Origin of the sequence: Paraburkholderia sp. GAS41 (assembly GCF_050436545.1) — a bacterium.
Classification (GTDB): Bacteria; Pseudomonadota; Gammaproteobacteria; order Burkholderiales; family Burkholderiaceae; genus Paraburkholderia.
In genome coordinates this window covers 177,945-203,964 of record NZ_JBNDMK010000012.1, presented here as the reverse complement: position 1 = coordinate 203,964, position 26,020 = coordinate 177,945, and the positions used below count along the sequence as shown (strand labels likewise).

Genomic DNA, 26,020 nt, shown 5'->3' with positions numbered 1-26,020 from the left:
ACCATCACAACCACCCGGCACCGCTTCGTTCTGCGTCGCTGCATCAGCAGCAGAGAAACGAGATTATGAAGAACTTTCGCTACGGTGTCAACAGGATTTTTTTAACTTCCTGAACCTGCCCACCCCGCCGAAAGCCTTGCCACTGCTGGCTCTCCCGCTCCCCGCGCCCCGTTGTCCGGAACGCGAAAGAACGAGATTCTAGCGACCCCATCCGGGCCTTGCAAGCGTTATTTTGATATCGCCGGAAGGGGACAAGGATCGCCCCGCGACGGTCGGCGCAGGCACGTCCGCACAAAGAAACGCACGTCTGGATCAGGCCGTTGCGTGCGTCTCCATCACCCGCTCCACGACACTCAGGTAATGGTCCAGATCCGGCGTGGCGCGGTTCGCCTGCTTCGCCAGATCATCCCAGCGGCGCACGCGCAGCGCGTCCTCTGCATAAGGCTTGCTGAGAAAGGCCTCAGCCTCCTGCTTGCTGAAAATGCCGCCCTGCAATTCGAGACTCCGCACGGAATCCGCTGTGAGGCAGTCGAAATAAGTGTCATCGATTGCGCACAAGCAGCGCTTGGCATCGACATGCAGGCGAATTGGCTCCAACACCGCCTCCGGCAAAACCGGCCGCAGAAACGGCAGCGCGAAATACTGATGCAGATCGTCGATGCCGCGCTCGCTCGGGGTCTCGCCGAAGCGGTTCAGCAAATGTCCCAGGTCATGCAGGAAAGCGGCAGCGACCAGTTCGTCGTTGGCGCCCTCGCCTTCTGCCAGTGCGGCGCTTTGCAACGCATGTTCCAGCTGCGTGACGGGCTCGCCGCTATACGCCAGATTGCCATGCTGCTCAAACAGGGTACGAATATCATCCAGACTCAAAGCCACGCCATCACTCCCAAGGTAAAGAAAATGTCTTGAGGTTGGTAAAGCTCTTCATGGCTTCCTGCACCCCTTCCTTGTAACCCAAACCCGAATCCTTGATGCCGCCAAACGGCGTCAATTCGATCCGGTAACCTGGCACTTCCCACACATTCACCGTACCGACCCGCAATTCGTTGATTAACCGCGTGATCGCATCCTGACGGTTGGTGCAAATCCCCGACGACAATCCAAACGCCGTGCCATTGCTGATCCGGATCGCGTCGTCGAGGGTGTCGAACGTCATGATGGGCGACACCGGCCCAAAGGTTTCTTCGCGCACCAGCGACATCGCCGGGTCCACGCGGTCCACCACGGTTGGCGCATAAAGCGCGCCCGAGCGCTGGTTGCCGGTCAGCAGCCGCGCACCGCCCGCCACTGCCTCGTTGACACGCGCTTCGAAAAGCTGCGCCGCGGCTTCGTCGATGACAGTGCCCATCTGGTTCGCGGGATCGAACGGATCGCCGTAGGACCACGCGCGCGTCTTCTCGACCACCCGTTCGGTAAATTCCGCCGCGACGCTCTTTTGCACCAGCATCCGCTTGACCGCAGTGCAGCGCTGGCCCGAATTCTTGTACGAGCCCTGCACCGCCAGCGTAGCCGCGCGGTCGAGATCGGCGTCGTCGAGGACGATCAACGGATCGTTGCCGCCCAGTTCCAGCACGACACGTCGATACGCCGCCTTGGCCGCAATATATTTGCCGATCGCGACGCCACCCGTAAACGTCACCAGTTCCGCCAGCGGATGCGTGACCAGTTCGTCGGCGATCTCACGCGGGTCGCCGGTCAGAACCTGCAGCATCGGCTCCGGCAAGCCGGCTTCATACAGGATATCGGCCAGATACAGGGCCGAAAGCGGCACCTTTTCCGACGGTTTCAGCAGCACCCGATTGTTGGTCGCAATAGCCGGCGCGACCTTGTGCGCGACCTGGTTCATCGGATGGTTGAACGGCGTAATCGCGACGATCACGCCGGCGAGCGGCTCGCGCTGCGCAAACACGCGGCGCTTCTTGCCGTGCGGCGTCAGATCGCACGAGAAGCTCTGGCAGTCGTCGCGCAAGGCTTCGATTGCGGCAAACCTGAACACATCGGCGACGCGGCCAATCTCGTAGCGCGAATCCTGTTTCGAGAGACCGGATTCGCGCGAGATCAGATCGGATGCCGCCTCGGCACGCTCGCGCAGCAAGCCTGCCGCACGTTCGAGAATCTGCGAGCGCTCGTAGCGCGTGAGCTTCGCCTGGTAGGCGCCGGCGTACTCGAACGCGGCGCGCACATCATCGACACTGGCCAACGGCACCGTGCCGACGCGCAATCCGGAATACGGATCGAACACGTCGAGCGTGCGTTCGCGCGACGCCCGCTCGCCCTTCAGGCGCAGGGCTTCGACGCGAAACGCCGGGTGGTCCGTCAGCACGGCAGTCACGCTGCCGCTACGTGGTTCAAGGCAAGATCGAACACGTCGAAATTGCGCAGGCGCTTGCCTTCGACCCGACCTTCGAGGTGCCGATTGAAGATCAACGGCACGACCTGTTCGGAGATGCCGCCATGCGAACGCAGCGGCACCGTCAGCCCCGAAAGATCGTGTTCTTCGCGGCGCGTCCCGAGCACCACATCGTGTGCGCTGACCACCACGATATCGCCGACGCGGTCGTTCGGCAGTTCGAAGCGCTCGCAAGCAGTGCGGTTATCCAGCACGACTTCGACGCCCTCGAAACCGGCAATCCGCTCGATGACCTGCGCCGCGTTCACATCGTCCGGAAGATAGATCGTGGCAAACGAACCGAGCGCGCCGTGGTGGACCACATACGGGTCCGTGATCGGCAAGATCACGCGCGCCTTGCGTGCGCCCAGCCACGCGTCCATCACGTCCTGCAGATAGATCACGTTCGGCTCGCCGGTGAGCGGATCGTGCTTGGCGTTCATGCCGTGGTCGGCAGTCAGGCCGATCACCCAGCCAAGCGCGTCGAGCCGCGCGAGATAACGATCCATCATCGCGTAGAAGTCGTTTGCGCCCTGGGTGCCCGGCGCCCATTTGTGCTGGATATAGTCGGTAGTGGACAGATACATCAGGTCGAGCTTGCGCGTTTGCGCCAGCCGCACGCCGGCGGCGAACACGAACTCGGACAAGCCCGCGCTATACACATCCGGTACCGGCAAACCAACCAGATCGAGCACTTCGGCGATGCCATTTTCTTCCAGCGTCACGGCGTCCGCCTTTTCCGCCGAGAAGCAGATGCCCTTCAATTGCCAGCCGAGCAGGCGGCGCAACTTGTCCTTTGCAGTCACCACGGCGACCGCCGCGCCCTGCCCGGCGGCCGCTGCCAGCAATGTCCCCGCGCGCAGATAGGCGGGGTCGTTCATCATGACTTCCGCGCCCTCGCCGCCCTTGGCCTGCGGATCCCAGAAGTAATTGCCGCAAATGCCATGCACCGACGGCGGCACGCCGCAGACGATCGACAGGTTATTGGGGTTGGTAAACGAGGGAATCACGCAATCGCCTTTCAGCGCCGTGCCCTCTGTCAGCATCTTGCCGATGAAGGGGGCCACGCCCGCCGCGACGGCCGCTTCGAGATAGTCATACTCGCAACCGTCGACGCAGACCACGACCGTCGGTTTCGACGACAGCCGGTAGCGCCGGCCATTCACTTCAACACTGCGCCCGTTCGGTTCGGACTGGATAGACATCACGCTCTTCCCTGCGCGTCGTTCACGCGCGTTCTTCGTCAATCGAAGCCGACAACGGCAGCACGCTCCGCTGTCCAGCCGGTTCAGCCGCTTTGCCCTGCCCGGCCGTCTGATAGGCCTCGTGTGCCCGGCGCAAACCGCCGTTCACGTGCGCCTGCATCAGCGCCGCGGCATGCTCGGCGTCGCGCGATGCGAGCGCGGTCAGAATGGCGCGGTGCTCAGCCAGCGAACGCTCCATCGCGTCCGCATGGACAACCAGCGCCACCCGCCGGAACAGACTCAACTCGCCCACGAGGCGCCGGTACGTCTCATACAGCTTGCCGTTGCCCGCCGCCGCGACGATCCCGTCGTGAAATGCCACATTGGCGCGTGCGTAGGCATCGTGATCATGCGTGTCGAGCGCGCTGCGCATGGCGTCGATCTGCTCGCGCAGATCCGCCAGTTGCGCCGCGTCGATGCTCGACGCCAGCTTCCGGCACGCCGCCTCTTCCAGCACCGCGCGCACGGCGTAAATCTCGTCGGCCTCCGCGAGCGATACAACCCGCACGAACACGCCACGGTTCTTTTCGGTCCGCACCAGTCCAGCCTGTTCCAGCGCGCGGAACGCTTCGCGCACCGGCCCGCGCGAAACCTGCAACCGCGCGGCCCAATCCGCCTCATTGAGTTTGGCGCCCGGAAGCAGCGCGCCTTCAATGATGTGGCGCTCAATCTCGGCGCGAACCAGCGCCGTGAGGGAATGCCGGCGGACGACGTCAATCGGATCGGCTGAGGCGTTTTCCATATTTTCGGTCATTTCGACATTTTTTGCCACATCTGCGTGTGTTGCATGCCAACTGGGCACTCAACACCGGAAGTTAGGGCAATCCGCCGGTCAGTCGGCCCGGCGGCGCGGAACGCGCGCGGCGATCAGAAGCAGCGCAGCGAGCGAGACAAGCAGGAGAATCAGGGAAAGAGCGGAAGCCGGCAGGTAGTAGCCGCGCTCGACCTGGCCGACCACGACGATCGGCACCGTCGCGAATCCGGGCGGATAGACGGTCAACGTGGCGCCCAGTTCGCCCAGCGACAGCGCGAAGCCGAGCGCGAGACTCGCGCGGATGGCCGGCACCAGTTGCGGCAGAACGACCCGCCGCAGCACCATCGAAGGCGGCGCGCCGAGACTCGCGGCCGCTTCGCGCAGGATCGTCAGTTCCGGACGCAACGCCGCGGCCGCGCAGCGGTAGCAGAACGGCAGGACCAACGCGAGCTGCACGAACACGACAATTGCCGCCGAACTGGAGAGATCGAGCGGACGCTTGTGATACGCGATCAGCACGGCCAACCCGAGCACCACGCTCGGCACGCCGTTGGGCATCATCGCGATCGTATCGACGAGCGCGCCCAGTCCGCGACGGTCACGTCCTTCGAGCGCCAATGCCAGCCACAGGCCGAGGATCGTGCCGAGCACCGCCACGCCAATGCCGATCTCGAGACTGGTACTGAGCGCGTCGAAATCGCTCGAACCGAGCCGCTCGAACCAGCGCATGCTGAAACCGTCGGGCAGGATCGTGCCCGACCAATGGGCGGCCACGCTCGACAGCGCCACCACCACGACCGGCAACACGAACAGCCAGAAACACAGCAACGCCGCAAAGGCGAGGAATACGCCGCCCGCGACACGCGTCAGCAGGCTGCGCTGCACCGGCCGCGCACGCTTGTGCATCACCGGCAAGACAGTGGGATCCAGTTCGACGGCCATTACCGTGCTCCTCTAACCTTGCGTCGGTTGACCTGGCGGTACAACGCATACAGCGACAAAGACATCACCAGCATCACGACGGCGCCCGCGGCGGCGGTCGGCAAATCCAGATCCACGGTCGCCGAGCTGTAGATCGCCACCGGCAACGTAATCAGGTGCGCGCTGCCGAGCACCAGCAGAATGCCGAACTCATTCAAAGTCAGCAGGAAGCAGAGAATCGTTCCAGCTGCGATGCCGGGCCACGCCAGCGGCACGATCACCTTGAACGCCACCATCAAACCGTTCGCACCGAGACTGCGGGCGGCTTCGATCAGGCGCCTGTCGAGCGTGGCGAACGACGCGAGCGTCGGACGCACCACGAACGGCGCGTAGAAGACCACCTCGGCGAGAATCACGCCGCCCACACCGAACAGGAAATCGAGCGGGGGCGCCTGCAGATGGAACAGCCGCTGCAGGCCAATGCTGACCGAGCCTTGCGAGCCGTACAGAAAGATCAGCGTGAAGGCGACGAGAAACGACGGAAACGCGACGAACAGTTCCAGAAAACGCGTCACGAGCCGGGCGCCGGGAAACGGCTTGAAAAACAGCAGCGAGGCGAGCGCCACACCAAGCAACGAGGCAAGACCGGCGCTTGCAAACAGAATCCATAGCGTGGTGCCGACCACGCCGCGCGTTTCGGGATTGCCGAAGAACGCACCGTAAGCCTGAAAGCCGAATCCGCCGTGCGGGCCGGTCAGGCTCAGCAAGACGAGCCGCACCAGCGGATAGATCACCAGCGGTCCCAGTATCACGACAGCGAGGAACAGCAGATGCCATTGGGCCGAGCGTTCGCGGCGGCGCACAGCGGCCGCATGCGATGCGAACGCGGCGGCGCGCTGCGCGTCGCCGAGCGCGTCGGGGCGATCAGGGGTTGATAAGGACGACATCGTCTGCCTCATAGCGCAAGGAGATACGCGCGCCCCTTTCGGGCGATATGCCATGGCCGCGTTGCATGGTGACGAGCACAGGCTCGTTGGGCATCGCGTCGAGCACGACCGAGACCGACAACACCGCGCCATACCATTCGACCGAGCTGATCACGCCGTGCAGATGGCCTTCGCCGAGCGGTACGATCCGCAGCGCTTCGGGACGCAGACAGGCCACTTGTCCCCGTTCGTTGTAGCGCGCATCGCCCAGCGCGAACGCGACGTTCGGCGGCAGCAGATTGGCCGCGCCCAGATAACGCGCCACGAAGCCGTCATTCGGCTGGTCGTACAGTTGCTGCGGCGTGCCGAGCTGCGCGATACGGCCTTCGCGCATCAGCAGCGTGCGGTCGGACAGGACCAGCGCGTCGTCCTGGTCGTGGGTCACACAGACGATGGTCAGATTCGGCAGCCGCTCATGCAGCGCCTTCAGTTCGGAACGCACCGACGCGCGCAGATTGGCGTCGAGCGCGGAAAGCGGTTCGTCGAGCAGCAGGACATCCGGCTCGATCACGAGCGCACGCGCCAGCGCCACGCGCTGCTGCATGCCACCCGACAATTGCGCCGGCATCACATGACCGGCATCGCCCAGTTGCACCAGCTTGAGCACTTCCGCGACGCGGCGGGCGATCTCTTTGGACGACTCGCGGCGGGCGCGCAAACCAAACGCCACGTTTTCGAATACCGAGAGGTGGGGAAACAGCGCATAGCTCTGGAACAGCAAGCCAAGATTGCGCTTGTGCGGCGGTACGTGCGTGAGGTCGTGACCGGCCACCGTCAGGGTGCCGGCCAGCCCATCCGCTTCGATAAAGCCGGCGATGAACCGCAACAAGGTCGTCTTGCCGCAGCCGCTGCGACCGAGCACGGTCAGTAATTCGCCACGTTCGATGTTCAGCGACAGGTCGTCGAGCACCGTGCGGGTACCGAAACGCACGGTCAGATGCTCGATCTGCACGCCGCCCGGCGTGCCCGGCTGCGCCGCAGCGAGCGCCTCCGGTGAGGCGCCGAGCGCGCCGGGGGCAAGAGTTGCGGTATTCACCGGGTTCATCCTCCTACTAGGGTATTGCGGGTAAAGGCCTCACACGCCCGCGCGACGGGTTCGCTCCTGTGCATCGAGCGACCCCGGCCGGCGGACGGCGAAGCGTGCTGCGAGACTTACTGCGCCGGCTTGACGACTTCGACCTGCTTGCCGGAGTCACCGATCACGTCGTTCTTCCAACGTGCGGTCCAGTCCGCCTTCTTGGCCATCACCTGGGTCCAGTCCACCGGAATCAGCTTGACGCCGGCAATCGCCTGCTTCACGGCTTCGCCGTTCTTGCCGGCGAGCGGCACGTCGGTGCGGCCCGGGATACCGAAGATGTCCGGAACCTTGGCCTGCACTTCCTTCGACATCAAATAGTCGATCAACTTCTTGCCTTCAGCCTGATTCGGGCCGTTCTTGATCAGACCGATTGCGTACGGCAACTGGAACGTCGTCGGCTTCTCGCCCGGCGCTGCGGCGAGGAAGATCGGCTTGAGCGACAGGCCGCCATTGGCCTGGTCGTCCAGATCCATCTGCAGGTCGCCGTTGGCGAGCGCGATTTCGTTGCGCGAGAGCAGCACGTCGAGGTAGCCCGTACCCTTGGTGTGGAACTTGGCGCTTTGTTCGAGCTTCTTCAGATACTCGAACGCCTTGTCTTCACCCATCAGCGAAGTGGTGAGGATAATCACGGCCATACCGTCGCCGGCGGTTGCCGGGTTCGAATACGCAATCTTGCCGGTGTAATCCGGGTGCAGCAGATCCGCGAACGTCTTCGGCTGGGTCTTCACGACATCCGGGTTGATCGCGAACGAGAAGTAATTGTTCACGAAGGTCGCCCACGTACCGTTGGTGGCCTTGGCGATGGCCGGCACGTTCTTGTAGTTGGCGCTCTGGTAAGCCTGCAGCAGGCCGGCCTGATCCGCCTGCTGGATGAACGGCGGCAGCGTGACGAGGACGTCGGCCTTCGGCTGGTCCTTTTCGATCGTCGCGCGGTTTACCACTTCGCCGCTACCGGCGGTCACGATGTTCACCTTGACGCCTTCCTGCTTTTCGAAGCCCGGCAGCACGTCCTTATAGAGGTTCTCGAGGCCGTCGGCCGTGTACAGCACCACCGCGTCGGCGGCCTGGGCCGGCAGCGCCGCGCCGCCGAATGCCGCAGCCACCACGAGTGCGGGCAAGGTTTTGCGGACAATGCTGGCCGTCGCGCGAAGGTGATTCGTCTTTTTCATGTCGTTCTCTCCGAAAGGCAAAAACCAGACGGTCGGGGAAACCCGATACCTGTTTTGATTTGACGGCGGTAGCGCCGCGCCGATTACGTTTGCCCACAGCCGGTTGCCAGTTTCATGCGATTGCAGATTGCTGACAACCTTGCTTCTTCCTCTCCAGCCAGACTTACAGCAAACCCACCACTTCGGCGCTGCCTGCCTTGCCTGAACGGGCACAGCAAGGATTGCAGATTTCCATGACAGCGTCGTGAATATTCTGGCCAATTACAACAAACGACACAATTCGCCAATAATATGCAAGCCTGGTGGCCGATCAAAATTGGATTCATCTGACGACAACGGCGGCGAGCATACGGGAAATGGAGCGGACCTGCTCTCTCCGGGCTCGCTGATGAGCTCGCCAGCCGGCCGCGAGGTCACGCTGCGCGACTTGGGCGAGGACCTGCAGCACGACCACGTAGCAGAAGAATCAGGCGATCAGCAGTTCCGGCCCGCGCGCGGCGATGGCCTTGGCAAGCGTGCGGTCTGGCGCCAGTTCGGTCACCAGATAGCGCGCGCTCTCGAAACCGTTGATGCGAACCGGCGTGACGCGCGCGAACTTCGAATTGTCCGCCACGACCACCACCAGATTGCCGGCCGCGATCATCCGGCTGCGTACCTCGGCGGCCATGCGCGTGTAATCGGTCAGCCAGGCTTCCGGCGAAATGCCGCCCGCGCCGACGAAGGAGAAATCCGCGTGGTATTGCGTCAATTGCTGCACCGTGTCGAGGCCGAAGGTGGCGTCCTCGTTCTCTGAAAGCTCGCCGCCCAGCAACGTGACGCGATTGTCGTTGCGGCGACCGAGCAACAGTGCAATGCGCCAGTCGTTGGTATAGACCGTGAGCCGGTGGCGTCCGGTGAGCGCGCGCGCCACGGCTTGCGTGGTGCTGCCCGAGTCGATGATGAGCGACGCGCCGTCCGGCACCAGCTCGGCCGCGCGTTCGCCGATGGCCCGCTTGGCGCTGGCGTTGGCGGCTTCGCGCACGTCCAGATCGGGCTCGCGGCGGTCGCCCGAAAGCGCGCCGCCGTGAGTCGTCACGATCAGGCCGCGACCCGCGAGGGTGTTCAGATCGCGCCGGATCGTTTCGCGCGAGACGTTCAGTTCGCGTACCAGCTCGGCTACCGACAGCGCGCCGTTCCTGGTGACTTGCGCGAGGATGTATTGATGACGTTGTTCAGCAAGCATCGGTAGACGGCCGCAAGCGGCGCACTTAGGTTCAGGAGTGCGCCGTATTGTAGTACGGTAGTACGCGCCACGCGAGGATGTGCCGGTTGCAACACTTCCCTGCTAACCTCACGGCTCAGGCTGCGCATGGTTCGATGCGCGCCGCGTCACACAACCTGCCCATGCCGCCACTGTTTCGCCGATTACTGCTGCTGTTCCATGCGTTGCGATTCGGCGCGCGTCTGCTCTGGCTCGCCGCGCCGCGCGAGCACAAGTTGCACTGGATCATCGCGCTGATGCAGCGCGTGCATGCCACCCAGGGCGGGCGCGACAGTCTGCACAGCGTGCTGCCCGCGCTCGGGCCGCTCGCCACCACCTTTATCCAGACGCTGGCGGCGCGCCCGGAACTCGCCACCGGCACACTGCACGACACCTTCGAAGCAATCGGCCGCATGGAAGAGCCGCTGCCCCCCGAGCAGGTCGAGGCCGCCTTGGCGTTCGCGCTCGGGCACCCGCTGACAGGGCTTTTCGCGCAGATCGATCTGATCCCTGCCAGGAACGGCTTTGCCGAACAGACACACGTCGCCCGCCTCGCCGTTCCAGTCAACGGTCACCGTGACATCGCGATCAAATTCGTGCGGGCGCAGCAGATCCAGCAGATCGGCGACGAACTGGCCTTGCTGCGCTGGGTGGCACGCTGGCTGGAAAAATTGTCGGGCAGTGCGCGCCGTCTGCGGGTTCGCGCGCTCGCGCAGTCGTTCACCGAGGACGTGCTGCGGCGCTTCGATCTGCGTGCCGAAGCCGCCAATCTGAGTCAGACCGGCCATCACTTCGAAGGCGACAAACGCCTCGCCGTGCCCGAGGTGATCTGGGAGTTGTGCAGCACGCGCACGCTGGCGGTACAGCACATCGAGACGCTGGCGGCCACCAATCTCGCCGGCCTGCTCGAACATCATGTCAAGGTCGCGGCACTGGCGACGCACCTCGTCGAAGTCGTGACCGAGCAGGCCTTCGAGCACGGCTTCTTCCACGCGACGTTCGACTCCGCGCATGTGCGCGTGAGCATCGAACCGGACACGCTCGGCCGCATCGTGCTGGCCGAATTTGCGGCGATGTCGAGCCTCTCCTCGCACGAACGCGAATTTTTCGTGCATGGCGCCACGGCTCTGTTCGACCAGGACTACGGGCGCCTTGCCGAGCTCCATCGCGACGCCGGCCACGTTGACCCGACGACCCGCACGGAAGTGCTCGAAGCCGAACTGCGCCGGCGCAGCGAAGCCCATTTCGCGGCCGAACCCGAGGACCGCACGGCGGGCTCGCTGTTTCATCATCTGCTGCATGCGGTGCAGCCGTTCGAAGGCGCCGTGTCGCCGCGGCTCGCGACCGCCCAGCGCTCGTTCGAACAGGCTGAGATGCTGGCGCGCGCCCTGCATCCTGGCGTCGATACCTGGAATGTGGCGCGCACGGTATTGGCCGGTATCGCGCAGCGCGACGTCGACCATCGCGGCTGGATCAAACGGATTGCCCAGGAGTTGCCGCACCTGGCCCATATGCTGCCGCGCGTGCCGCAACTCGCAGTGCGCTACCTGCAACGTCAGCATGACGCGGGGAACTCGCGGCAGCAGGCGCATCTGATGCGCGCACTCGGGGCTGAATACCGGCGCACGCGGATCCTGCTGTGGGCCTGCGCAGTGTGCGGGGGCCTGCTCGGAGCGGGAGCCGTGCTGCTGACGCATTAAGGCTCTGCGAGCCTTGCGCCTAGCCTGACTTGGCCTAGCCTGACCTGACCAGCCTGAGTTGGCCCGCCCCAGCCTGACCCGCGTCTGGCCGGCGCAATCGCCGCAACTGGCTGCGCCAGCGCCTCACGCGCGGCATCCCCCACACGGCGCCGCGCCACGTGCACGCCGCAAACAATTTTTTGCCCTCCGTGGAATAACACCGGGAAGACGGTGTTCGCCCTCTGATGCCACGCTGGGCGCGGCGCGCATGCGGCCGTTTTCCTGAACGCGGCGTGCGCCCTCGCGCCCTCTCCCGCGTGAATTGCCACCAACGATGAGATCGCTTTGAGTCAACGCACGATTCAACCCGTCTGGGTTCGCGTCACACACTGGATTAATGCGCTCGCCGTCGTCCTGATGGTGATGAGCGGCTGGCAAATCTACGATGCGTCGCCCCTCTTCCCGGCCGTGCAGTTTCCGCCCGCCATCACCCTGGGCGGCTGGCTCGGCGGTGCGCTGCTGTGGCACTTCGCGGTGATGTGGCTGCTGGTGGCGAATTTCCTCGTCTATCTGGGCGTCAATATCGCGTCAGGACGACTGCGCCGCAAACTGCTGCCGCTCACCATCCAGTCGCTGGCGACCGATACGCTCGCAGCTCTGCGCGGACGCCTCACGCACGGCGACCTGAGCCGCTACAACGCCATCCAGAAACTGGCCTATCTGACGGTCATTGTCGATATCGCCGTGTTGATCCTGTCCGGGCTGGCTATCTGGAAGTCGGTGCAGTTTCCCCTGCTGCGCACACTGATGGGCGGCTACGACCAGGCGCGCGTCGTGCATTTCGTGTGCATGAGCGTGCTGGTGGCCTTCTTCGCCGTGCATGTCGTGATGGTCGCGCTGGTGCCGCGTTCGCTGCTTCTGATGATCCGGGGACGCTAACCATGACGATTCGCAAACGCAACGGCGAAGCCCGCACGGCGCTCTCGTCGCAGGCAGATTCCATCCTCAAGGACGCTCATCGGGAACTGAAAGACCCGGCGCGCCGCCTGCTCGGCAAACGGCTTCTTTCGCTCGGCGGACTGGCGATGTTGTCCGGCTGCGATTTGCGCACCGACAAGTCGATCAACACGATGCTGCGCAGGATCTCGTTCTTCAACGACGACGTCCAGGCCCTGCTGTTCGACCCGAACAGGATGGCGCCGACCTATCCCGAGTCGATGATTACGCGGCCGTTTCCATTCAACGCGTTCTACGACATCGACGACGTGCCCGAAGTCGACACCGCCACCTACCGGCTTCAGGTAAGCGGCCGGGCGAATGGCAAGCGGGTCTGGACGCTCGACGAACTGCACGCCTTACCGCAGCAGGACCAGATCACGCGGCATATCTGCATTGAAGGATGGAGCGCGATCGGCCGCTGGGGCGGCGTGCGCTTCGCCGATTTCCTGAAGCGTGCCGGCGCGGACACGACGGCGCGCTACGTCTCGCTGCATTGCGCGGACAACTACTGGACCAGCATCGACATGCCCACAGCGCTGCACGCGCAGACGCTTCTCACCCTGACCTACGACGGCCAGTTGCTGCCGCCCAAGTACGGCTTTCCGATGAAGCTGCGCATGCCCACCAAGCTCGGCTACAAGAATCCCAAGCATATCGTCGCGATCAGCGTGACGAACGAGTATCCCGGCGGTTACTGGGAGAACCAGGGCTACAACTGGTTCGGCGGTTCCTGAGCAACATCCCTATTTCCAACTGACAACACTGCACGGAGGTTCCATGTCTATCCGCCTGAAACTCGGCGTTACGCTGGCTACGCTCGCTTTCGCGGGCGTCGCGCTCGCCCAGACGCCTGCTGTCAAACCGTCGCGCATTCGCGGCGAAGTCGTCTCGCTGAACGGCGAAGTTTTGCAGGTACATCGCCGCAGCGGCGATACGGTCTCGATCAATGTCGCGCCCACCGTCGGCATTTCCGCGGTCAAGGCGATGCAACTGGCCGATATCAAGCCCGGCTCGTTCATCGGCACGGCCGCCACCACGGGTACAGACGGCAAGCTGACCGCCACCGAAGTCGTCGTGTTTCCGGAGTCGGCGCGCGGTACCGGCGAAGGTCACTATGACTGGGACCTGGGTCCCAACAGCTCGATGACCAATGCGAACGTCGACACCGTCGTCGAGGGCACCAGCGGCCGCGATCTGAAGCTGTCGTACAAGGGCGGCAACAATGTGGTGACGGTCCCGCAGAACGTGCCTATCGTGACCTTCACGCCGGCCGCCCGCACTGACCTGTCGCCGGGAAAAAAGGTGTTCGTGGTCGCAACGCCTGCGGCGCAGGGCACATTCGTAGCGCAACGCGTAGTGGTGGAAAAGGATGGCGTCGCGCCGCCGATGTAACAGCCGGCACGCGTCTGTTTGAAGAATGGCCCGGGGATTCCGGGCCATTTTTACTTCTTCCTCAGGCCGCGTGGCTGATGACTCGCCAGCACCGGCCTGCTTCGCCCAGATGCCGCTCAGGTTTCGAGCGTGGCATCCATGGTGATGGTGGCTTTCAGCACTTTCGAAACCGGGCAGCCGGCCTTGGCATCCGCCGTGGCTTTTTCGAATGCAGCCCGGTCGCCACCCGGAATTTTCACCTTGACGTCCAGGTGCACGGCGGTAATGGCGAAGCCGCCATCGGCCTTGTCGAGCGTGAGGGTTGCCGTGGTGCCGATCCGCTCTGGCTTGATGCCCGCTTTGCCCAGTTCGGCGGATAACGCCATGGAGAAGCACCCAGCATGGGCCGCCGCAATCAGCTCTTCGGGGTTGGTGCCGATACCGTCCTCGAACCGCGTCGCAAACGAATACTGGGTGTCCTTCAGAACTCCGCTATCCGTAGAAATCGTGCCCTTGCCATCCTGTAGACCGCCTTGCCAGACCGCTGATGCCTTGCGCTTCATCGTTCTCTCCAATGTGTGCCCTGCCGGCGCTGACGTGCATTCGATCATGATGCCTGCCGCAACGGTCCCGCCCGGGGTTGTGCGGCATCGGCGTCGATCGGCTGTGCCACGCAGCGCGACAGGCGCGGGCGTAGACCGGACTTCATCATAGGCGCTTACGGGCGTCGGCGTCGGCCATTGTGCGGCAGGAAATTGCGTGGCTGCAGACTATTCCGGTTTTATCCGCTGGCGTAGCATCAAAAGCGATAAATTTGACCGATCGTTCGCTGGAAGTGGCGACTTGAGCGCTGTTGCTGGCGACCGGCATTCCCCTCTCACTGCGCAAACGGCAGCGTCTCCTGCCCTTGCGCCCGCATATCGAACACATTCAAGGTCATGGCGACGAGCGCATAGTAGCCGAGCAAACCGACCAGATTGATCGTGACCTCATGTCCAAAGCGCGCCACGGTGGCTGCATACGTCGCATCGGACACCCGCTTCGTGTCGTACAGTTCGCTGGCAAAAGCGTAGATCAGCGCATCGTCGGAATCCGCAAAAGCAGGCTGCTGGCCCAGGCGGATCGCTTCAGCGTCGGCCTGCGCGACACCCGCCTCGAGTGCGATCGGATAGTGGATGTACCACTCCGCCTGCGCCTGCCAGCGCGCCGCTGTCACCAGAATCGCCAGTTCCGACAGGTGCAGCGGCAAGCCCGTTCGGTAGCGGCAGAACGCACCTAGCCGTTGCGCCTGCTGGGCAAGCTCCGGACTGTGGATCCAGCCGAGGAATGGGCCGTTAAGGTTGCCGCGCGGACCGGACAGGATCTCGTCGAGTACGGCCTTCTGGTCGGGCGTGGCGTTGGATGCATCGAAACGCGGCAAACGCTCAGTCATAAAAACTCCCGCAAAAGGTGAAAGGTGCGCAGGTGATTACGCTGCAGCCCGCACGCCGCTTGCAACCAGCACACTCTCGATCGCGTCGGTAAGACGGCCGACGATAGCGTCGATATCCTGCGCCGTGCAGATAAACGGCGGCGCGAGCAGCACATGATCGCCGCGCTGACCGTCCACCGTCCCGCCCATCGGATATACCATCAGGCCGCGCGCAAACGCCTCGCGTTTGATCGCGGCGTGCAGCTTGAGTGTTGCATCGAACGGGGCCTTGGTCGCGCGATCCTGCACCAGTTCCACGCCCACGAACAAGCCGCGTCCGCGCACATCGCCAATATAAGGTTGCTGCGCGTAGTGCTCGCGAAGTTGTGCGCGCAACTGTTCGCCGCGCGCCTGAACGTTGTCCAGCAAACTGTCTTCGGCAATCACGCGTTGCACTTCGAGTGCGGCGGCGCACGCCGTTGCGTGCCCGATATAGGTATGGCCATGCTGGAAAAACCCCGACCCGCCGACGATCGTGTCGTAAATGCGTTTGCTGACGAGGGTTGCACCGATGGGCTGATAGCCGGCCCCGAGGCCCTTCGCGATGGTTAGCAGATCGGGCGTGACGCCATCTTCTTCGCACGCGTACAGATAACCGGTGCGTCCCATCCCGGACATGATCTCATCGAGTATCAGCAGCACACCATAGCGGTCGCAAACCGCGCGAATCTTGCGGAAGTACTCGCGCACCGGCGGCACGGCGCCAGCGGTTGCACCGACCACCGTCTCCGCGACAAAAGCCGCTACCGTTTCCGCGCCGAGCGCGAGGATCTTCTGTTCGAGTTCGTCGGCAAGCCGCTGTGCAAAGTCCTCTTCGGTTTCGTCAGCGCGTTGCTCGCGATACGCGTAGCACGGGCTCACATGGTGCGCTTCAATCAGAATGGGCAGGAACGGTTCACGCCGCCACGCGTTGCCGCCAATCGCCAGCGCCCCTAATGTATTGCCGTGATAGCTCTGACGACGCGCAATGAAATGACGGCGCTGCGGTTCGCCTTTCTCGACGAAATACTGGCGCGCCAGCTTCAACGCCGCTTCAATGGCCTCCGAGCCGCCCGACACGAAGTACACATGCTCCAGACCTTGCGGCGCGCTAGCCACCAGCCGGTCCGCCAGTTCTTCGGCCACCTGTGTCGTAAAGAACGACGTGTGCGCGTACGGCAATTGCTGGGATTGGCGCCTGATCGCATCGATCACACGCTGGTTGCTATGGCCGAGACACGAGACGGCGGCCCCGCCGGATGCGTCGATATAGCGCTTGCCGGCGGCGTCGATAATCTCGATGCCGTCGCCCGCTACGGCGACCGGCAGCGTCTGCTTCGGTGCCCGGTGAAACACGGTAGACATAGGATTCCTTATCGCGTGAATGCGTGATCGCGTCAGAAGGCGGTGCGCGAGTGCGCTGCCCGGGGAATAAAAGTGTCGAAAGCGCAATGCCGTTGCCGGTACACCTGCAACGCCACGCCGTCTGCTTCAATGCGAAACAGTGCTGTAGCCAAGGTGTTTTCGTCGTCGGGATCACGCGGATCGTCGCGGTAGACAGGCAGGCCCGTGGGCGCCTGATCTTGCAGCACGCGCAGCAACGAGTCATCTGCAACTGGCGTGCGCAGCGTCGGCAACAGCGCGTCGACTCTTGCCTGACGATCGCGCGACGAGTCGGTCACGATTTGCGCTTCGCCTTCGCAGCCGTCATGAATCATATGATTGGCATGGCCGAACCGCGCGTCACCGGCGGCCACCGAACAGCGTTGCGCCGTTGCTTCGATACTCAACAGGCGGGCGTCGCCCACGCAGCCAAGCGTGTGATGAAAGCCGCTGGCGCGCGGCGCATCGCTCAACAGCGTGACAGCTTCGTGGAGCGAGCGTGTATCGAGCACGGCGCGGGCAAGGATCATGCGCGGCACGCCCGCAGCGGGTGTCCGGATGCGCAGGTTGTTGATGGTCTGCACCAGGCCGGCGCGGTTGGCGGCAAAGGTATGTCCGGGCAGTGAACCCGGATAGTAGAAACTCACGAAGCCGGGCTTGCCGACAGGCTGAACGTCCACGAGAAAGCACTGTTCGCGCAGATACGGATCGCCGTCTTCGTTGTGCGCGATAAAACGCGCGTTGCCGGAAACGGCCGCAAGCGTGGTGCAACCGTCCGGCGCGTTGTGGATCAGTTCACCGCGGCAATTCCACAAGAACACGTCTTCGATTGGCCACCCCAGGCCCGCGGCCATGCCATCGAGCTCGGCTACGAGCGCGGGGAAATGGGCTTCGGCCGCACGGCGCAGCGCCGCCACGAACGGGTGGCCGCGCCACCGGCTAACCCGTTGCCAGGCAGCGCTTTGCTCCATATAGGCGGCCATGACTGGCCGCGCCAACTCACCCAACCGGTAGCCGATGTCATCCGGCCGCCCGGTTACGCGGAAAAGATTCCATTCCTGCATGAGGGGTCATGCCTCGCAAAACCGTGTTTGTCCGCGCGCAGCGCGGGCATGACCATCATAGGCCGCTCGCCTCTGCAGCTAGTGAAAGGATGTTGCCGTGAAGCTCGATACATCGATTCAACATCCGAGTCGAATTTATAGCGTCTAACAACATATGTTGTCAATCGATGTGAAAGCGCATCGAATGCAGCGGACGGGTCGGCATCCTTGAGATCAGGTTGTGGTGTAGATCAGGAGGCGCTGCGCCCTCAAGGCACGTACGCGCCTTTTGCGTGCATCGAACGCTCGGCAATCTCGAGTTGCTCGACTGCGCCAGCGCCTTCGAGCGCCAGCAAATGCGCCACCAGCGATTCCGCAATGGCCGTGGCGGCGACTAGCGAAGGAAAGAACGACGGGCTCTCGTGTGAAAAAATCAGCACCTTGTCGGCATCCAGCGCAACCGGGGAGACCGCGCTGTCCGTGATGGCGATGAGCTTGCTGCCCTTTTCCAGCGCCACTTCGGCGACGCGGGCGGCCTCGACCGAGTAAGGCGCGAAGCTGATGACGATGGTGGCGCTATCGCGTTCGATAGTGCGCAACTGCATTTCGAGCGTCCCGGCTTCGCCCGTCAACAGCGAGACTGACGAGCGGAACAGACGGTATCCGTACACGAGGCCGAAGGCCACCGCATAACACGAGCGGAAACCCGCCACATGCACATGCGGCGCACGGCGCAACAGTCGTGCTGTCTCGACGGTGACACGCGCACTCTGCGCCGCGGTGACGTCCAGATTATGTTGTTGAGCGACCAGCAGATCGTGCGCCAGCGCGTCTTTGGCATTGGCCTTGACGAGCGAGCGGGCGCGGCTCGCGAGCGGCTCCGGCCGCGTGCGTACGCGCGCCACGAACAGATTGCGTAGCTCGTTCCAGCCGGGAAAACCGAGTTGTTGCGACAGCCGCACCAGCGATGCCGGTTGCACCTGGGCCCGTTCCGCGACCTTGCGCATCGAGGAAACCGCGACCTCGTCAGGATGGTCCAGCAGGAATGCGGCTCCCATCTGGAATTGCGGACTCAGTTCGGAAAAGCGCGCCCGGATCAGGGCGGCGAGCTGGTCGAAACTGTCGGGCATGCGGTGGGACCGGGGAGTAAGTTGACAACAAATGTTACCACCCGACATCCCGCATGCCACGGACATCTACGCGTTACGGTGATGGGTAAAACAACTCCTGACCTGTCGCAAATATGTTGTCCTGCAGATTTTTTCGCAAACAATGTTGTCCTGACAGACGATGCCGCCGCTCGTCACCCGCAGGACGGCACGACAACCCGCGCTGGACCAGCATGCCAAAGAACGACAGGGAGCCTGCGGGCTCTTCTCGCGCCATATTGCAAAATAACGCGTCATATATGACCTTTTATTAGAATTATTGAGCCACATTTGACCGTTTTTATCAGCACGCTGACGCCTATCTGAGAATTATCCGATAGTGGTCAAATATGACGCATTAGCCGATTAAAGGTTCAGATATGACCGATAAACCAAAAACAACGCCGACACCCCAACCTTCCGGCCGCTTCACCGAAAATCCGCTGCCCTTGCCGGTCGAGCGTGCGCTGGTTGCTGCCGGAGATGAACTTGCGTTGGCCCGTCGGCGCCGGGGGCTGTCTACGTCATCCATGGCGGAGCGGGCGGGCATCTCGAAAAAGACGCTCTACCGGCTGGAACACGGCGACCCCGGAGTGTCGTGGGGAGCTGTGGTTCGGGTGCTAAACATCCTGAATCTCCTCCCCGAACTCAACAAGGCCCTGAACACCACCAATGACGCGCTAGGCCTGGCGCTCATGAACAAGGCGGTGGCCAAGCGCATCCGGATACGCAAAACCAACCCGGATAGCGGAGCCCTTTAATGGCGACGACAAAAAACAAAAGCCAGCACAACGCGGACGCTGCTCGTCTATCTGGGCGACATCGGACAGGAAGTGGGCGAACTGCAATTTTCCAGACAGGGGCAAAAAGAAATCTCAGCATTCCGGTACTCCCCCGCCTGGCTCAGTAATCCAGATTGCTTCGCACTGTCTCCGGACCTCCCCCTAAGCACCGACTTTCAATACCGCACGGGAAGCAAGGAGACCTCTACCTTTGCGGGTGCCATTGCCGATACTGAGCCTGATGGCTGGGGACGCCGTGTCATTAATCGCGCCTATGCCAAACGGCGCAAGACTGAAAAAAACGCCGGCCGAGACGCCGGTTCCGCACAGCTGTCAGACCTGGACTATTTGCTGAGGGTGCTGGATTCCAGCCGCATTGGCGCACTGCGCTTCAGGGACAATGCCGACGGTCCCTTCCTCGATGTGCCCCATGACGACAACTTGCCTGAAGGAACTCACGAGGTCTCGCTGAATACCTTGATTCAGGCGTCGAACGCGGTCGAATCCGGCAAGGAAACGGCGATGGACCTCGCGAATCTGAAAGGGCGCGGTACCTCGCTCGGCGGTATGCGACCCAAAGCAACGGTCCTGAAGCCCGACGGCACGCTGACCATCGCCAAGTTTCCGAGCGTGAGTGATACGCGTGACGTGGCGCGCGGTGAGGTGCTGGCGCTGTTGCTCGCGAAAGAGGCGGGCCTGAATGCATCCGAGGCCGAAGTCGTCATGTCTGGCACCCAGGCCGTCGCGCTTATCAGGCGTTTTGACCGCCCCCGGGCTGGCGGTCGCATCCCTTACCTGTCTGCGGCCTCGCTGCTGCAGCTGAATTCCAGGGAAGATGGTGCCTACACGCAGATTGCGGAGGCCATTGACCGGTTCTCCCCGAGCCCCCTCGAAGACAAGCAGGAGCTTTGGGCGCGCATCTGCTTCAGCATGCTCATCACCAACGTGGATGACCACATGCACAACCACGGCTTCCTGCACAGCGGCGGGGGGCAGTGGCGACTCGCCCCGTTGTTTGACGTGAACCCGTTCCCCGACAAGGAACCCATCCTGAAAACCGCCGTGACCGAAGCGACCGGTGAAACCGGAGATATCCAGGAGGCGCTGGATGCGGCGGCATACTTTGGCGTATCCGATGAAGACGCTCATGCAATCCTGACCCGGATGATGGCTGCCCTGAACGACTGGAAACGACTCGCCCGGTCCCCGGCGGTGGGGATGGGTGATGATGAAATCGACAAGGTCGCACCCGCTTTTGAGAACGACAACTGGGACACGGTAGTGTCCTTCCTGGAACAATGAACCGACCAATCGGTCCCTCTCCACATTCCCGTCCGAAAAGAAATATTCCGTTTCAGAACTCACAAGTCTTCGGTCAACATCGTAGTTATCCGAAACGTTGAGCAGGTGAACGGCCAGCAGCCGTCCTTCAACGCAATCGGAGATGAACATGCACAACGTTGCCTACAAGATCGCCGCCGTTGCGGCACTGGCGTTTTCATTCGCTGGCGCTGCGTCGGCGCAAACCAGCTGGGATGCAGCACACCCCCGCCGCGCTGAAGTCAATTATCGCCTCGCGAACCAGGACCATCGCATTCACCAGGAAGTGCGGGAAGGCGAAATGTCACATGCCGAGGCGGCGAGGCTTCATCGCGACGACCGCCGGATTCGCCAGGAGGAACGTGACATGGCAAGGCAGGACGGCGGCCATATCACCCGGCGTGAAGACTACGCGTTAAACCAGCAAGAAAATCACGTAAGCCGACAAATCGGCCAATAGCGAATAGTGCCCACTCCGACGCCAACTACGGACCCGGCGTTGGCGTTGGCGGTCTACGCACTTCGCGGCGTCGGCCGCCTTCGGACTTGCCCGAGAGAGAAATGAAAACGAATGAGCAGTCGCTGCGTTACCTTGTCGAAAAGTGGCTCACACCGTCTTCCCGGGCCCAGCTCCGTGTCATTGAGTTCAGTCGTACGCGACGAGGACGCAGACGCTATGTGTGCGTCGAGACGGAAGACGGAGCTCGATCGCTGTTTTTCTTTCGGCATGACGATGGCAGTTGGTACGTGTTCCCGCCGACCTCAGACAGGACAAAGCGGGACTGCAGATTGCCATCATCACTTCCTGAAGGTGTGGCGCCTTGCCGCATGCCGTCTCAACAGCATTCAGCTTGAATGGCGGACGGCGGCACGTCATCAGCATAGAAGTAGATTCAAAAAGAGGACCGCCCATTGGGCGGTCCTCTTCTTTTGTGTCGCTACATAAAGAACCTCGACGCAACGATCGCTCGCGAGCCACCCGTTGCTTTTACTCGCCGTACGGAACCGGCAAACCGTTCTTGATGACGTACACGGTGGTCGGCGCGCCCTTGAGGTCGCCGAACTCGTCGAACGAATAAGTCCCGGCGACACCCTTGTAGTTTTCCTTCGCGAGTTGCGCGGTCAGCTTCGCCTTGTCGGTCGTCGTTCCCGCCTTCACCATGGCGTCGGCCAGCAGCTTCACGCCGTCGTAATAGCTGACCGCGTAGACCTGCGTATCGATGTTGTACGCGGCCTTGTACTTCTGCAGGAACTCGCGTCCGGGTGCCGTCTTCTCGAGTGCGACGCCGCCTTGAGCACAATAGACGATGGACGCCGCATCGCCAGCAACCTTGCCCATGTCAGCCGAGCAGATGCCGTCGCCACCCAGCAACTTCGCGCGCAAGCCACGTTGACGCATCTGCTTTGCCATGGGTGCACCTTGCGCTGCATACCCGCCAAAGAAAATCACATCCGGGTTCTTGGCCTTGATGGTGGTCAGGATCCCCAGAAAGTCGGTGGCCGTCGAATTGGTGAACTCCTGGTCGACAATCTGGATGCCGTTGGCCTTCGCCATCTTGATGAACTGTTCCGCGACGCCCTGGCCATACGCGGTACGGTCGTCGATGACCGCTGCCGTCTTCGCCTTCAGCGTCTTCGCCGCGAACTGGCCCATCGTGCCGCCGAGCTGTTCGTCGCTCGCGCCGATCCGGAAGATGTTCTTGAAGCCCTGTTTCGTCAGTGCCGGGTTGGATGCGACCGGCAGCATCGGCACGCCGCCGGTATTGAAGACCCGCGAGGCGGGAATCGCCACACCTGAGTTGTACGGTCCGACCACGGCAACGACGCCGCTGTCGACGAGCTTCTGCGCAACCTGCACACCGACTTTCGGATCCGCCTGGTCGTCTTCCGAGTCCAGCTTGAAGGTGACCTTTTGTCCCGCGACGGTGACGCCGTCCTTGTTCAGTTCATCGATGGCCAGTCGCGCACCGTTCTCGTTGTCTTTGCCATTGGGCGCCTGAGGTCCCGTGAGGGGTGCCGAATGTCCGATGGTGACCACGACCTGGGCACTCGCAGACAAGGTGAAACCAGCGGCCAGCAAGGTGGCCATTATTGTTGCAATGCGGCGCATTCCTGACTCCGTTTCGACGAAAGAGGAGTCAGATTATTAGAAATTCAGGGCACGCACAATCTAACTGTTGGCCACTTCGATCATGCAGCGCGCCGCAACGGTAGTTTCTCTCCTCAGGCCAGGGCAAACCCCGAACATACGGCACAAAGATATTCTTCGAACGAAAGGGACGTTTCCGTCCCTCTGTTCTCGCTGCGTCAGACGGCGAGCAGACCGACGACAACGCCAGCCAGGTTAATAGCGGTGATAGTAGCCGCCGCCTTCCGGTACGACGATGCAACCGCTCAACGCGGTTCCGAGACACACAGCCAGCAACATCAGCGCAAAGGTTCGTTTCATACATGCCTCACTGGTTAGTAGTGAAGGCAATATATTGGGAGCGCAGATTACCAGTGTGTTTGTGTGTAACGAGACGTGTGAGTTGCAACACCCACCCGCCCCGATCCTTCACGAAAGCGCTGCCCGAAACGAAATATTCGGTTTCACAACTCACAAGTCGAACTACAACAAGGCGACGACCCGCACGTCGCCCTGTTCAGCCGACGCGACCACCTTACCCGCGACCCGCCGGAAGGTGATCGTGACCGTGGAGTCGCCGACGCGCAGATCGCCGATTTCCAGCCAGTCGATGCCCTCGGGCAACATCGGCTGTTCGATCAGCACCTCGCGCTTCGCCGCGTCGATGGTCACGCCCAGGCACGCCTCGAGCATCATGAAGGGCGACCCCGCCGCCCACGCCTGCGGCAGACATGCCACCGGATAGGCAGTAGGCGGTTCACCGCGCCGCCGCGGGAAGCCGCAGAAGAGCTCCGGCAGACGCATGTCGAAATTGACCGCGGCCTGGAACAACGCCTGCAGCAAACTGACGGCCGTTGCCTTGCCGCCGTAGCGTGCCACGCCTCGCGCGCACAGCGCGTTGTCGTGCGGCCAGACCGAACCATTGTGATACGCCATGGGATTGAAGCGCGCCTGCCCCGCCGCCAGCGTGCGGACACCCCAACCGGTATGGAACAACGTCGACTCCAGACCCCGCACGACCGCTTCGCCACGCTCGCGTGACGGCAAGCCGAACGCAAGCAGATGGCCGGCATTCGATGCCATCACGCGGCACAGTTCACCGTGACCGTCGAGCGCGATACCGTAGAAGCCCGCCTCTTCCATCCAGTACTTCTCTTCGACGCATTCGCGGATCGCCTTGGCGCGTTTGCTAAAAGCCGCGGCATCGTCGGACAGACCGCGCAGCTCGGAAAAATGCGCCATGGTGTCGAACGCGGCGCTCGCATAGGCCTGCACCTCGACCAGTGCGATCGGGCCATCCGGGAAACGGCCGTCGGCGTGAAAGACAGAATCGTGGCTGTCTTTCCAGCCCTGATTCGCCAGTCCGCCATCCGATTCGCGCTGATAGTCGAGCAGGCCGAAGCGGTTCCGGTCGCACACGCCTGTGACCCAGGCTGCCGCACGCGTGAGGGCCGGCCACAATTCCTCGATCAGGCCCACGTCGCCGGTACGCGCCACGTAAGCGCCGGCCAGCACGATAAACAGCGGCGTGCTGTCGACGCCGCCGTAATACAGCGCGAACGGCACTTCGCCGGTGGCGGCCATTTCGCCCTTGCGCATCTCATGCATGATCTTGCCGACCGCGGCGTCGCGGAAGGCCGAGTTCTCAAGCGCCTGATGCTCGGCAAGAAAGCGCAATACGCCACGTGCCAGCCCTGGCTGCAACCACAAGGTCTGCAGCGAGGTGATCAGCGCATCGCGGCCGAAGGGGGTCGAAAACCACGGGATACCGGCGTAGGGATACGGGCCGCTGGCCAGATCGGTGGTCAGTAGACCGAGATCGGCGAGCGAGCGGTCGATCCACGCGTTAAAGAGCGGATTGCTCGAACGCACGCGCGCAGTGGCACGACGCCGCTCGCGCATCACGAGGTGGGCTTCCACCAGCGCGGCGCGCACGGCCGCGCGGCCGACTCGCGGACGCTCCGCATGGATCTGCGACAGATGCGCGTCGCCATGCGTCTGGACCGGCATCGACACGCCGGCGCTGATGACCGGCTTGTCGGCCTTCACCTTGACCGCCACGGCGAGATAGATCGACACGCACGCCTGGGCGGGCAACTGCACCGTATAGTCGGCGCGATTGGCAAACAGCTTGTCCGGCGTCGGCGCAAAGGCGATCTGCACGTCACGCTCGACATTGTCGAGCCCCATGTAGCCGAGCAGGACTTCGCCGTTCTCCACCCGCGCCGGTTCGACGTTGCCCTTCTTGTCGCGTTTCAGACCGCGCACTTCGAACATGTCGCGGAAGTCGCTGGCGAAAGAAATGGACAGCGGGACGACCGCGTCTTTCGTGCCGTAGTTGGTCAGTTCGATGGCTTCGTTGAGCACCGTGCCCGACAACACGCGCACGCGTTCGACGTGAATCACGCCTTCCGGCGTGCTGTCGCCACCGAGCGGCGGCAACGGACGGTTGGTCAGATGCGCCGTGAAGGCCGCGTTGTCGCTGCTGACGCTGCCCGATAGCAGCGACGGCGCGCGGCCACCGAAGGTGAGCCGCAATTGCGACAACACACGTGTGTCGTTGACGAACAAACCGTCGTCGTGACCCGTGATGTCACCAAGCGCGTCGTTGACGATAAAGGTATCGCCCGACTTCAATACATACTGGTTGGCGCTGGCGACGTTGAGGTTTTCAGGTGGGATGAACGCGGTGTCAGATTCGTGTTCCGCGCGGTCCGCACCGCCTGAGTGCGTCAGTCCGCCGAGTGCTTCTGGATCCTGCATCAGCTTGCTCCTGTGCGATGGGCTTCGTTCCGATTGTAGAGGGTCTGCGCCCGTCGAACGAACTTAACACAGGAGTGTGGTGGATTTCTGAAAGCGGGCCCGATAGAAGGCGTAACAAAACGCTACGATGCCGGTCTGTGCGATTGCCGGCAGGTCATTGGCACGCGTCATGCAGT

Annotated in this window: 24 protein-coding genes; 8 read left to right on the top strand and 16 right to left on the bottom strand. The window is 62.7% G+C overall.

Annotation, left to right across the window (positions count from 1 at the left end; genetic code table 11):
* Positions 1–312: 312 nt before the first annotated feature.
* The 9 genes from P3T43_RS18605 to P3T43_RS18565 all read right to left on the bottom strand — a co-directional run bounded on the left by P3T43_RS18605 (position 313) and on the right by P3T43_RS18565 (position 9,760).
* Complete coding sequence (locus tag P3T43_RS18605) at positions 313–873, bottom strand: phosphonate degradation HD-domain oxygenase (RefSeq protein WP_429282501.1); 561 nt, start codon at positions 871–873, stop codon at positions 313–315.
* A 4-nt stretch (positions 874–877) separates the two neighbouring features.
* Positions 878–2,329, bottom strand: a complete 1,452-nt coding sequence (phnY, locus tag P3T43_RS18600; RefSeq protein ID WP_429282500.1) for a phosphonoacetaldehyde dehydrogenase — start codon at positions 2,327–2,329, stop codon at positions 878–880.
* On the bottom strand, positions 2,326–3,591 hold the full coding sequence (gene phnA / locus P3T43_RS18595) for a phosphonoacetate hydrolase (RefSeq protein ID WP_429282499.1): 1,266 nt from the start codon (positions 3,589–3,591) through the stop codon (positions 2,326–2,328). The genes phnY and phnA overlap by 4 nt, the downstream gene beginning before the upstream one ends.
* A gap of 22 nt (positions 3,592–3,613) precedes the next feature.
* The gene (locus P3T43_RS18590; RefSeq protein WP_429282498.1) at positions 3,614–4,384 is read right to left on the bottom strand and encodes a phosphonate utilization associated transcriptional regulator; all 771 of its coding nucleotides are present in this window, start codon (positions 4,382–4,384) and stop codon (positions 3,614–3,616) included.
* Between the two features lie 78 nt (positions 4,385–4,462).
* A complete protein-coding gene (gene phnV, locus P3T43_RS18585) occupies positions 4,463–5,326 on the bottom strand; it encodes a 2-aminoethylphosphonate ABC transport system, membrane component PhnV (RefSeq protein WP_429282497.1) in 864 nt (287 codons plus the stop codon).
* Positions 5,326–6,252, bottom strand: a complete 927-nt coding sequence (locus tag P3T43_RS18580; protein WP_429282496.1) for a 2-aminoethylphosphonate ABC transporter permease subunit — start codon at positions 6,250–6,252, stop codon at positions 5,326–5,328. The genes phnV and P3T43_RS18580 overlap by 1 nt, the downstream gene beginning before the upstream one ends.
* Positions 6,230–7,327 carry a 2-aminoethylphosphonate ABC transport system ATP-binding subunit PhnT gene (gene phnT / locus P3T43_RS18575; protein ID WP_429282495.1) on the bottom strand — a complete coding sequence of 366 codons (1,098 nt, stop codon included), beginning with the start codon at positions 7,325–7,327 and terminating at the stop codon, positions 6,230–6,232. Before phnT ends, P3T43_RS18580 begins: the two co-directional genes overlap by 23 nt.
* 116 nt (positions 7,328–7,443) lie before the next feature.
* Positions 7,444–8,538, bottom strand: coding sequence for a 2-aminoethylphosphonate ABC transporter substrate-binding protein (gene phnS / locus P3T43_RS18570; protein WP_429282494.1), 1,095 nt, complete (start codon positions 8,536–8,538; stop codon positions 7,444–7,446).
* Between the two features lie 466 nt (positions 8,539–9,004).
* Entirely contained in the window at positions 9,005–9,760 is a 756-nt protein-coding gene (locus tag P3T43_RS18565) for a DeoR/GlpR family DNA-binding transcription regulator (protein WP_429282493.1), read from the bottom strand.
* Between the two features lie 161 nt (positions 9,761–9,921).
* Between P3T43_RS18565 and P3T43_RS18560 the strand changes: the two genes are divergently transcribed.
* The 4 genes from P3T43_RS18560 to P3T43_RS18545 all read left to right on the top strand — a co-directional run bounded on the left by P3T43_RS18560 (position 9,922) and on the right by P3T43_RS18545 (position 13,848).
* The gene (locus P3T43_RS18560) at positions 9,922–11,478 is read left to right on the top strand and encodes an ABC1 kinase family protein (protein ID WP_429282509.1); all 1,557 of its coding nucleotides are present in this window, start codon (positions 9,922–9,924) and stop codon (positions 11,476–11,478) included.
* Positions 11,479–11,802: 324 nt separating this feature from the next.
* Positions 11,803–12,396 carry a cytochrome b/b6 domain-containing protein gene (locus P3T43_RS18555; RefSeq protein WP_429282492.1) on the top strand — a complete coding sequence of 198 codons (594 nt, stop codon included), beginning with the start codon at positions 11,803–11,805 and terminating at the stop codon, positions 12,394–12,396.
* A gap of 2 nt (positions 12,397–12,398) precedes the next feature.
* A complete protein-coding gene (locus P3T43_RS18550; protein ID WP_429282491.1) occupies positions 12,399–13,190 on the top strand; it encodes a molybdopterin-dependent oxidoreductase in 792 nt (263 codons plus the stop codon).
* A 43-nt stretch (positions 13,191–13,233) separates the two neighbouring features.
* Positions 13,234–13,848, top strand: coding sequence for a hypothetical protein (locus P3T43_RS18545; protein WP_429282490.1), 615 nt, complete (start codon positions 13,234–13,236; stop codon positions 13,846–13,848).
* Positions 13,849–13,964: 116 nt separating this feature from the next.
* Here the strand turns inward: P3T43_RS18545 and P3T43_RS18540 are convergent, their stop codons facing one another.
* From P3T43_RS18540 to P3T43_RS18520, 5 genes are all read right to left on the bottom strand, one after another.
* Positions 13,965–14,390 carry an OsmC family protein gene (locus tag P3T43_RS18540; RefSeq protein ID WP_144152485.1) on the bottom strand — a complete coding sequence of 142 codons (426 nt, stop codon included), beginning with the start codon at positions 14,388–14,390 and terminating at the stop codon, positions 13,965–13,967.
* A gap of 314 nt (positions 14,391–14,704) precedes the next feature.
* On the bottom strand, positions 14,705–15,259 hold the full coding sequence (locus tag P3T43_RS18535) for a carboxymuconolactone decarboxylase family protein (protein ID WP_429282489.1): 555 nt from the start codon (positions 15,257–15,259) through the stop codon (positions 14,705–14,707).
* Positions 15,260–15,295: 36 nt separating this feature from the next.
* On the bottom strand, positions 15,296–16,642 hold the full coding sequence (locus P3T43_RS18530; RefSeq protein ID WP_429282488.1) for an aspartate aminotransferase family protein: 1,347 nt from the start codon (positions 16,640–16,642) through the stop codon (positions 15,296–15,298).
* A gap of 32 nt (positions 16,643–16,674) precedes the next feature.
* Positions 16,675–17,724, bottom strand: coding sequence for a C45 family autoproteolytic acyltransferase/hydolase (locus P3T43_RS18525; protein WP_429282487.1), 1,050 nt, complete (start codon positions 17,722–17,724; stop codon positions 16,675–16,677).
* 248 nt (positions 17,725–17,972) lie between these two features.
* Positions 17,973–18,833 (bottom strand): MurR/RpiR family transcriptional regulator, encoded by an 861-nt coding sequence (locus tag P3T43_RS18520; RefSeq protein WP_429282486.1) that lies wholly within the window; start codon positions 18,831–18,833, stop codon positions 17,973–17,975.
* A gap of 398 nt (positions 18,834–19,231) precedes the next feature.
* Between P3T43_RS18520 and P3T43_RS18515 the strand changes: the two genes are divergently transcribed.
* The 4 genes from P3T43_RS18515 (at position 19,232) to P3T43_RS18500 (ending at position 21,808) form a co-directional block, all read left to right on the top strand.
* Positions 19,232–19,612: a helix-turn-helix domain-containing protein gene (locus tag P3T43_RS18515; protein WP_429282485.1), complete on the top strand. Its 381-nt coding sequence runs from the start codon at positions 19,232–19,234 to the stop codon at positions 19,610–19,612.
* A gap of 39 nt (positions 19,613–19,651) precedes the next feature.
* Positions 19,652–20,935, top strand: coding sequence for a type II toxin-antitoxin system HipA family toxin (locus tag P3T43_RS18510; RefSeq protein WP_429282508.1), 1,284 nt, complete (start codon positions 19,652–19,654; stop codon positions 20,933–20,935).
* Positions 20,936–21,083: 148 nt separating this feature from the next.
* The gene (locus tag P3T43_RS18505) at positions 21,084–21,413 is read left to right on the top strand and encodes a hypothetical protein (RefSeq protein ID WP_429282484.1); all 330 of its coding nucleotides are present in this window, start codon (positions 21,084–21,086) and stop codon (positions 21,411–21,413) included.
* Between the two features lie 101 nt (positions 21,414–21,514).
* Positions 21,515–21,808: a hypothetical protein gene (locus P3T43_RS18500; RefSeq protein ID WP_429282483.1), complete on the top strand. Its 294-nt coding sequence runs from the start codon at positions 21,515–21,517 to the stop codon at positions 21,806–21,808.
* A 133-nt stretch (positions 21,809–21,941) separates the two neighbouring features.
* On the opposite strand, the gene P3T43_RS18495 is transcribed toward P3T43_RS18500, so the two are convergent.
* Both P3T43_RS18495 and P3T43_RS18490 read right to left on the bottom strand, forming a co-directional pair.
* A complete protein-coding gene (locus P3T43_RS18495; RefSeq protein ID WP_429282482.1) occupies positions 21,942–23,063 on the bottom strand; it encodes a branched-chain amino acid ABC transporter substrate-binding protein in 1,122 nt (373 codons plus the stop codon).
* Between the two features lie 501 nt (positions 23,064–23,564).
* Positions 23,565–25,844, bottom strand: a complete 2,280-nt coding sequence (locus P3T43_RS18490) for an amylo-alpha-1,6-glucosidase (protein ID WP_429282481.1) — start codon at positions 25,842–25,844, stop codon at positions 23,565–23,567.
* Positions 25,845–26,020 lie beyond the last annotated feature (176 nt).

Coding starts and splice junctions, on each gene's coding strand:
- phnA (WP_429282499.1), bottom strand. CDS start 3,591: ATGTCTATCCAGTCCGAACCGAACGGGCGCAGTGTTGAAGTGAATGGC.
- P3T43_RS18590 (WP_429282498.1), bottom strand. CDS start 4,384: ATGACCGAAAATATGGAAAACGCCTCAGCCGATCCGATTGACGTCGTC.
- phnV (WP_429282497.1), bottom strand. CDS start 5,326: ATGGCCGTCGAACTGGATCCCACTGTCTTGCCGGTGATGCACAAGCGT.
- P3T43_RS18580 (WP_429282496.1), bottom strand. CDS start 6,252: ATGTCGTCCTTATCAACCCCTGATCGCCCCGACGCGCTCGGCGACGCG.
- phnS (WP_429282494.1), bottom strand. CDS start 8,538: ATGAAAAAGACGAATCACCTTCGCGCGACGGCCAGCATTGTCCGCAAA.
- P3T43_RS18565 (WP_429282493.1), bottom strand. CDS start 9,760: ATGCTTGCTGAACAACGTCATCAATACATCCTCGCGCAAGTCACCAGG.
- P3T43_RS18560 (WP_429282509.1), top strand. CDS start 9,922: ATGCCGCCACTGTTTCGCCGATTACTGCTGCTGTTCCATGCGTTGCGA.
- P3T43_RS18550 (WP_429282491.1), top strand. CDS start 12,399: ATGACGATTCGCAAACGCAACGGCGAAGCCCGCACGGCGCTCTCGTCG.
- P3T43_RS18545 (WP_429282490.1), top strand. CDS start 13,234: ATGTCTATCCGCCTGAAACTCGGCGTTACGCTGGCTACGCTCGCTTTC.
- P3T43_RS18540 (WP_144152485.1), bottom strand. CDS start 14,390: ATGAAGCGCAAGGCATCAGCGGTCTGGCAAGGCGGTCTACAGGATGGC.
- P3T43_RS18535 (WP_429282489.1), bottom strand. CDS start 15,259: ATGACTGAGCGTTTGCCGCGTTTCGATGCATCCAACGCCACGCCCGAC.
- P3T43_RS18530 (WP_429282488.1), bottom strand. CDS start 16,642: ATGTCTACCGTGTTTCACCGGGCACCGAAGCAGACGCTGCCGGTCGCC.
- P3T43_RS18525 (WP_429282487.1), bottom strand. CDS start 17,724: ATGCAGGAATGGAATCTTTTCCGCGTAACCGGGCGGCCGGATGACATC.
- P3T43_RS18520 (WP_429282486.1), bottom strand. CDS start 18,833: ATGCCCGACAGTTTCGACCAGCTCGCCGCCCTGATCCGGGCGCGCTTT.
- P3T43_RS18515 (WP_429282485.1), top strand. CDS start 19,232: ATGACCGATAAACCAAAAACAACGCCGACACCCCAACCTTCCGGCCGC.
- P3T43_RS18505 (WP_429282484.1), top strand. CDS start 21,084: ATGCACAACGTTGCCTACAAGATCGCCGCCGTTGCGGCACTGGCGTTT.
- P3T43_RS18500 (WP_429282483.1), top strand. CDS start 21,515: ATGAAAACGAATGAGCAGTCGCTGCGTTACCTTGTCGAAAAGTGGCTC.
- P3T43_RS18495 (WP_429282482.1), bottom strand. CDS start 23,063: ATGCGCCGCATTGCAACAATAATGGCCACCTTGCTGGCCGCTGGTTTC.
- P3T43_RS18490 (WP_429282481.1), bottom strand. CDS start 25,844: ATGCAGGATCCAGAAGCACTCGGCGGACTGACGCACTCAGGCGGTGCG.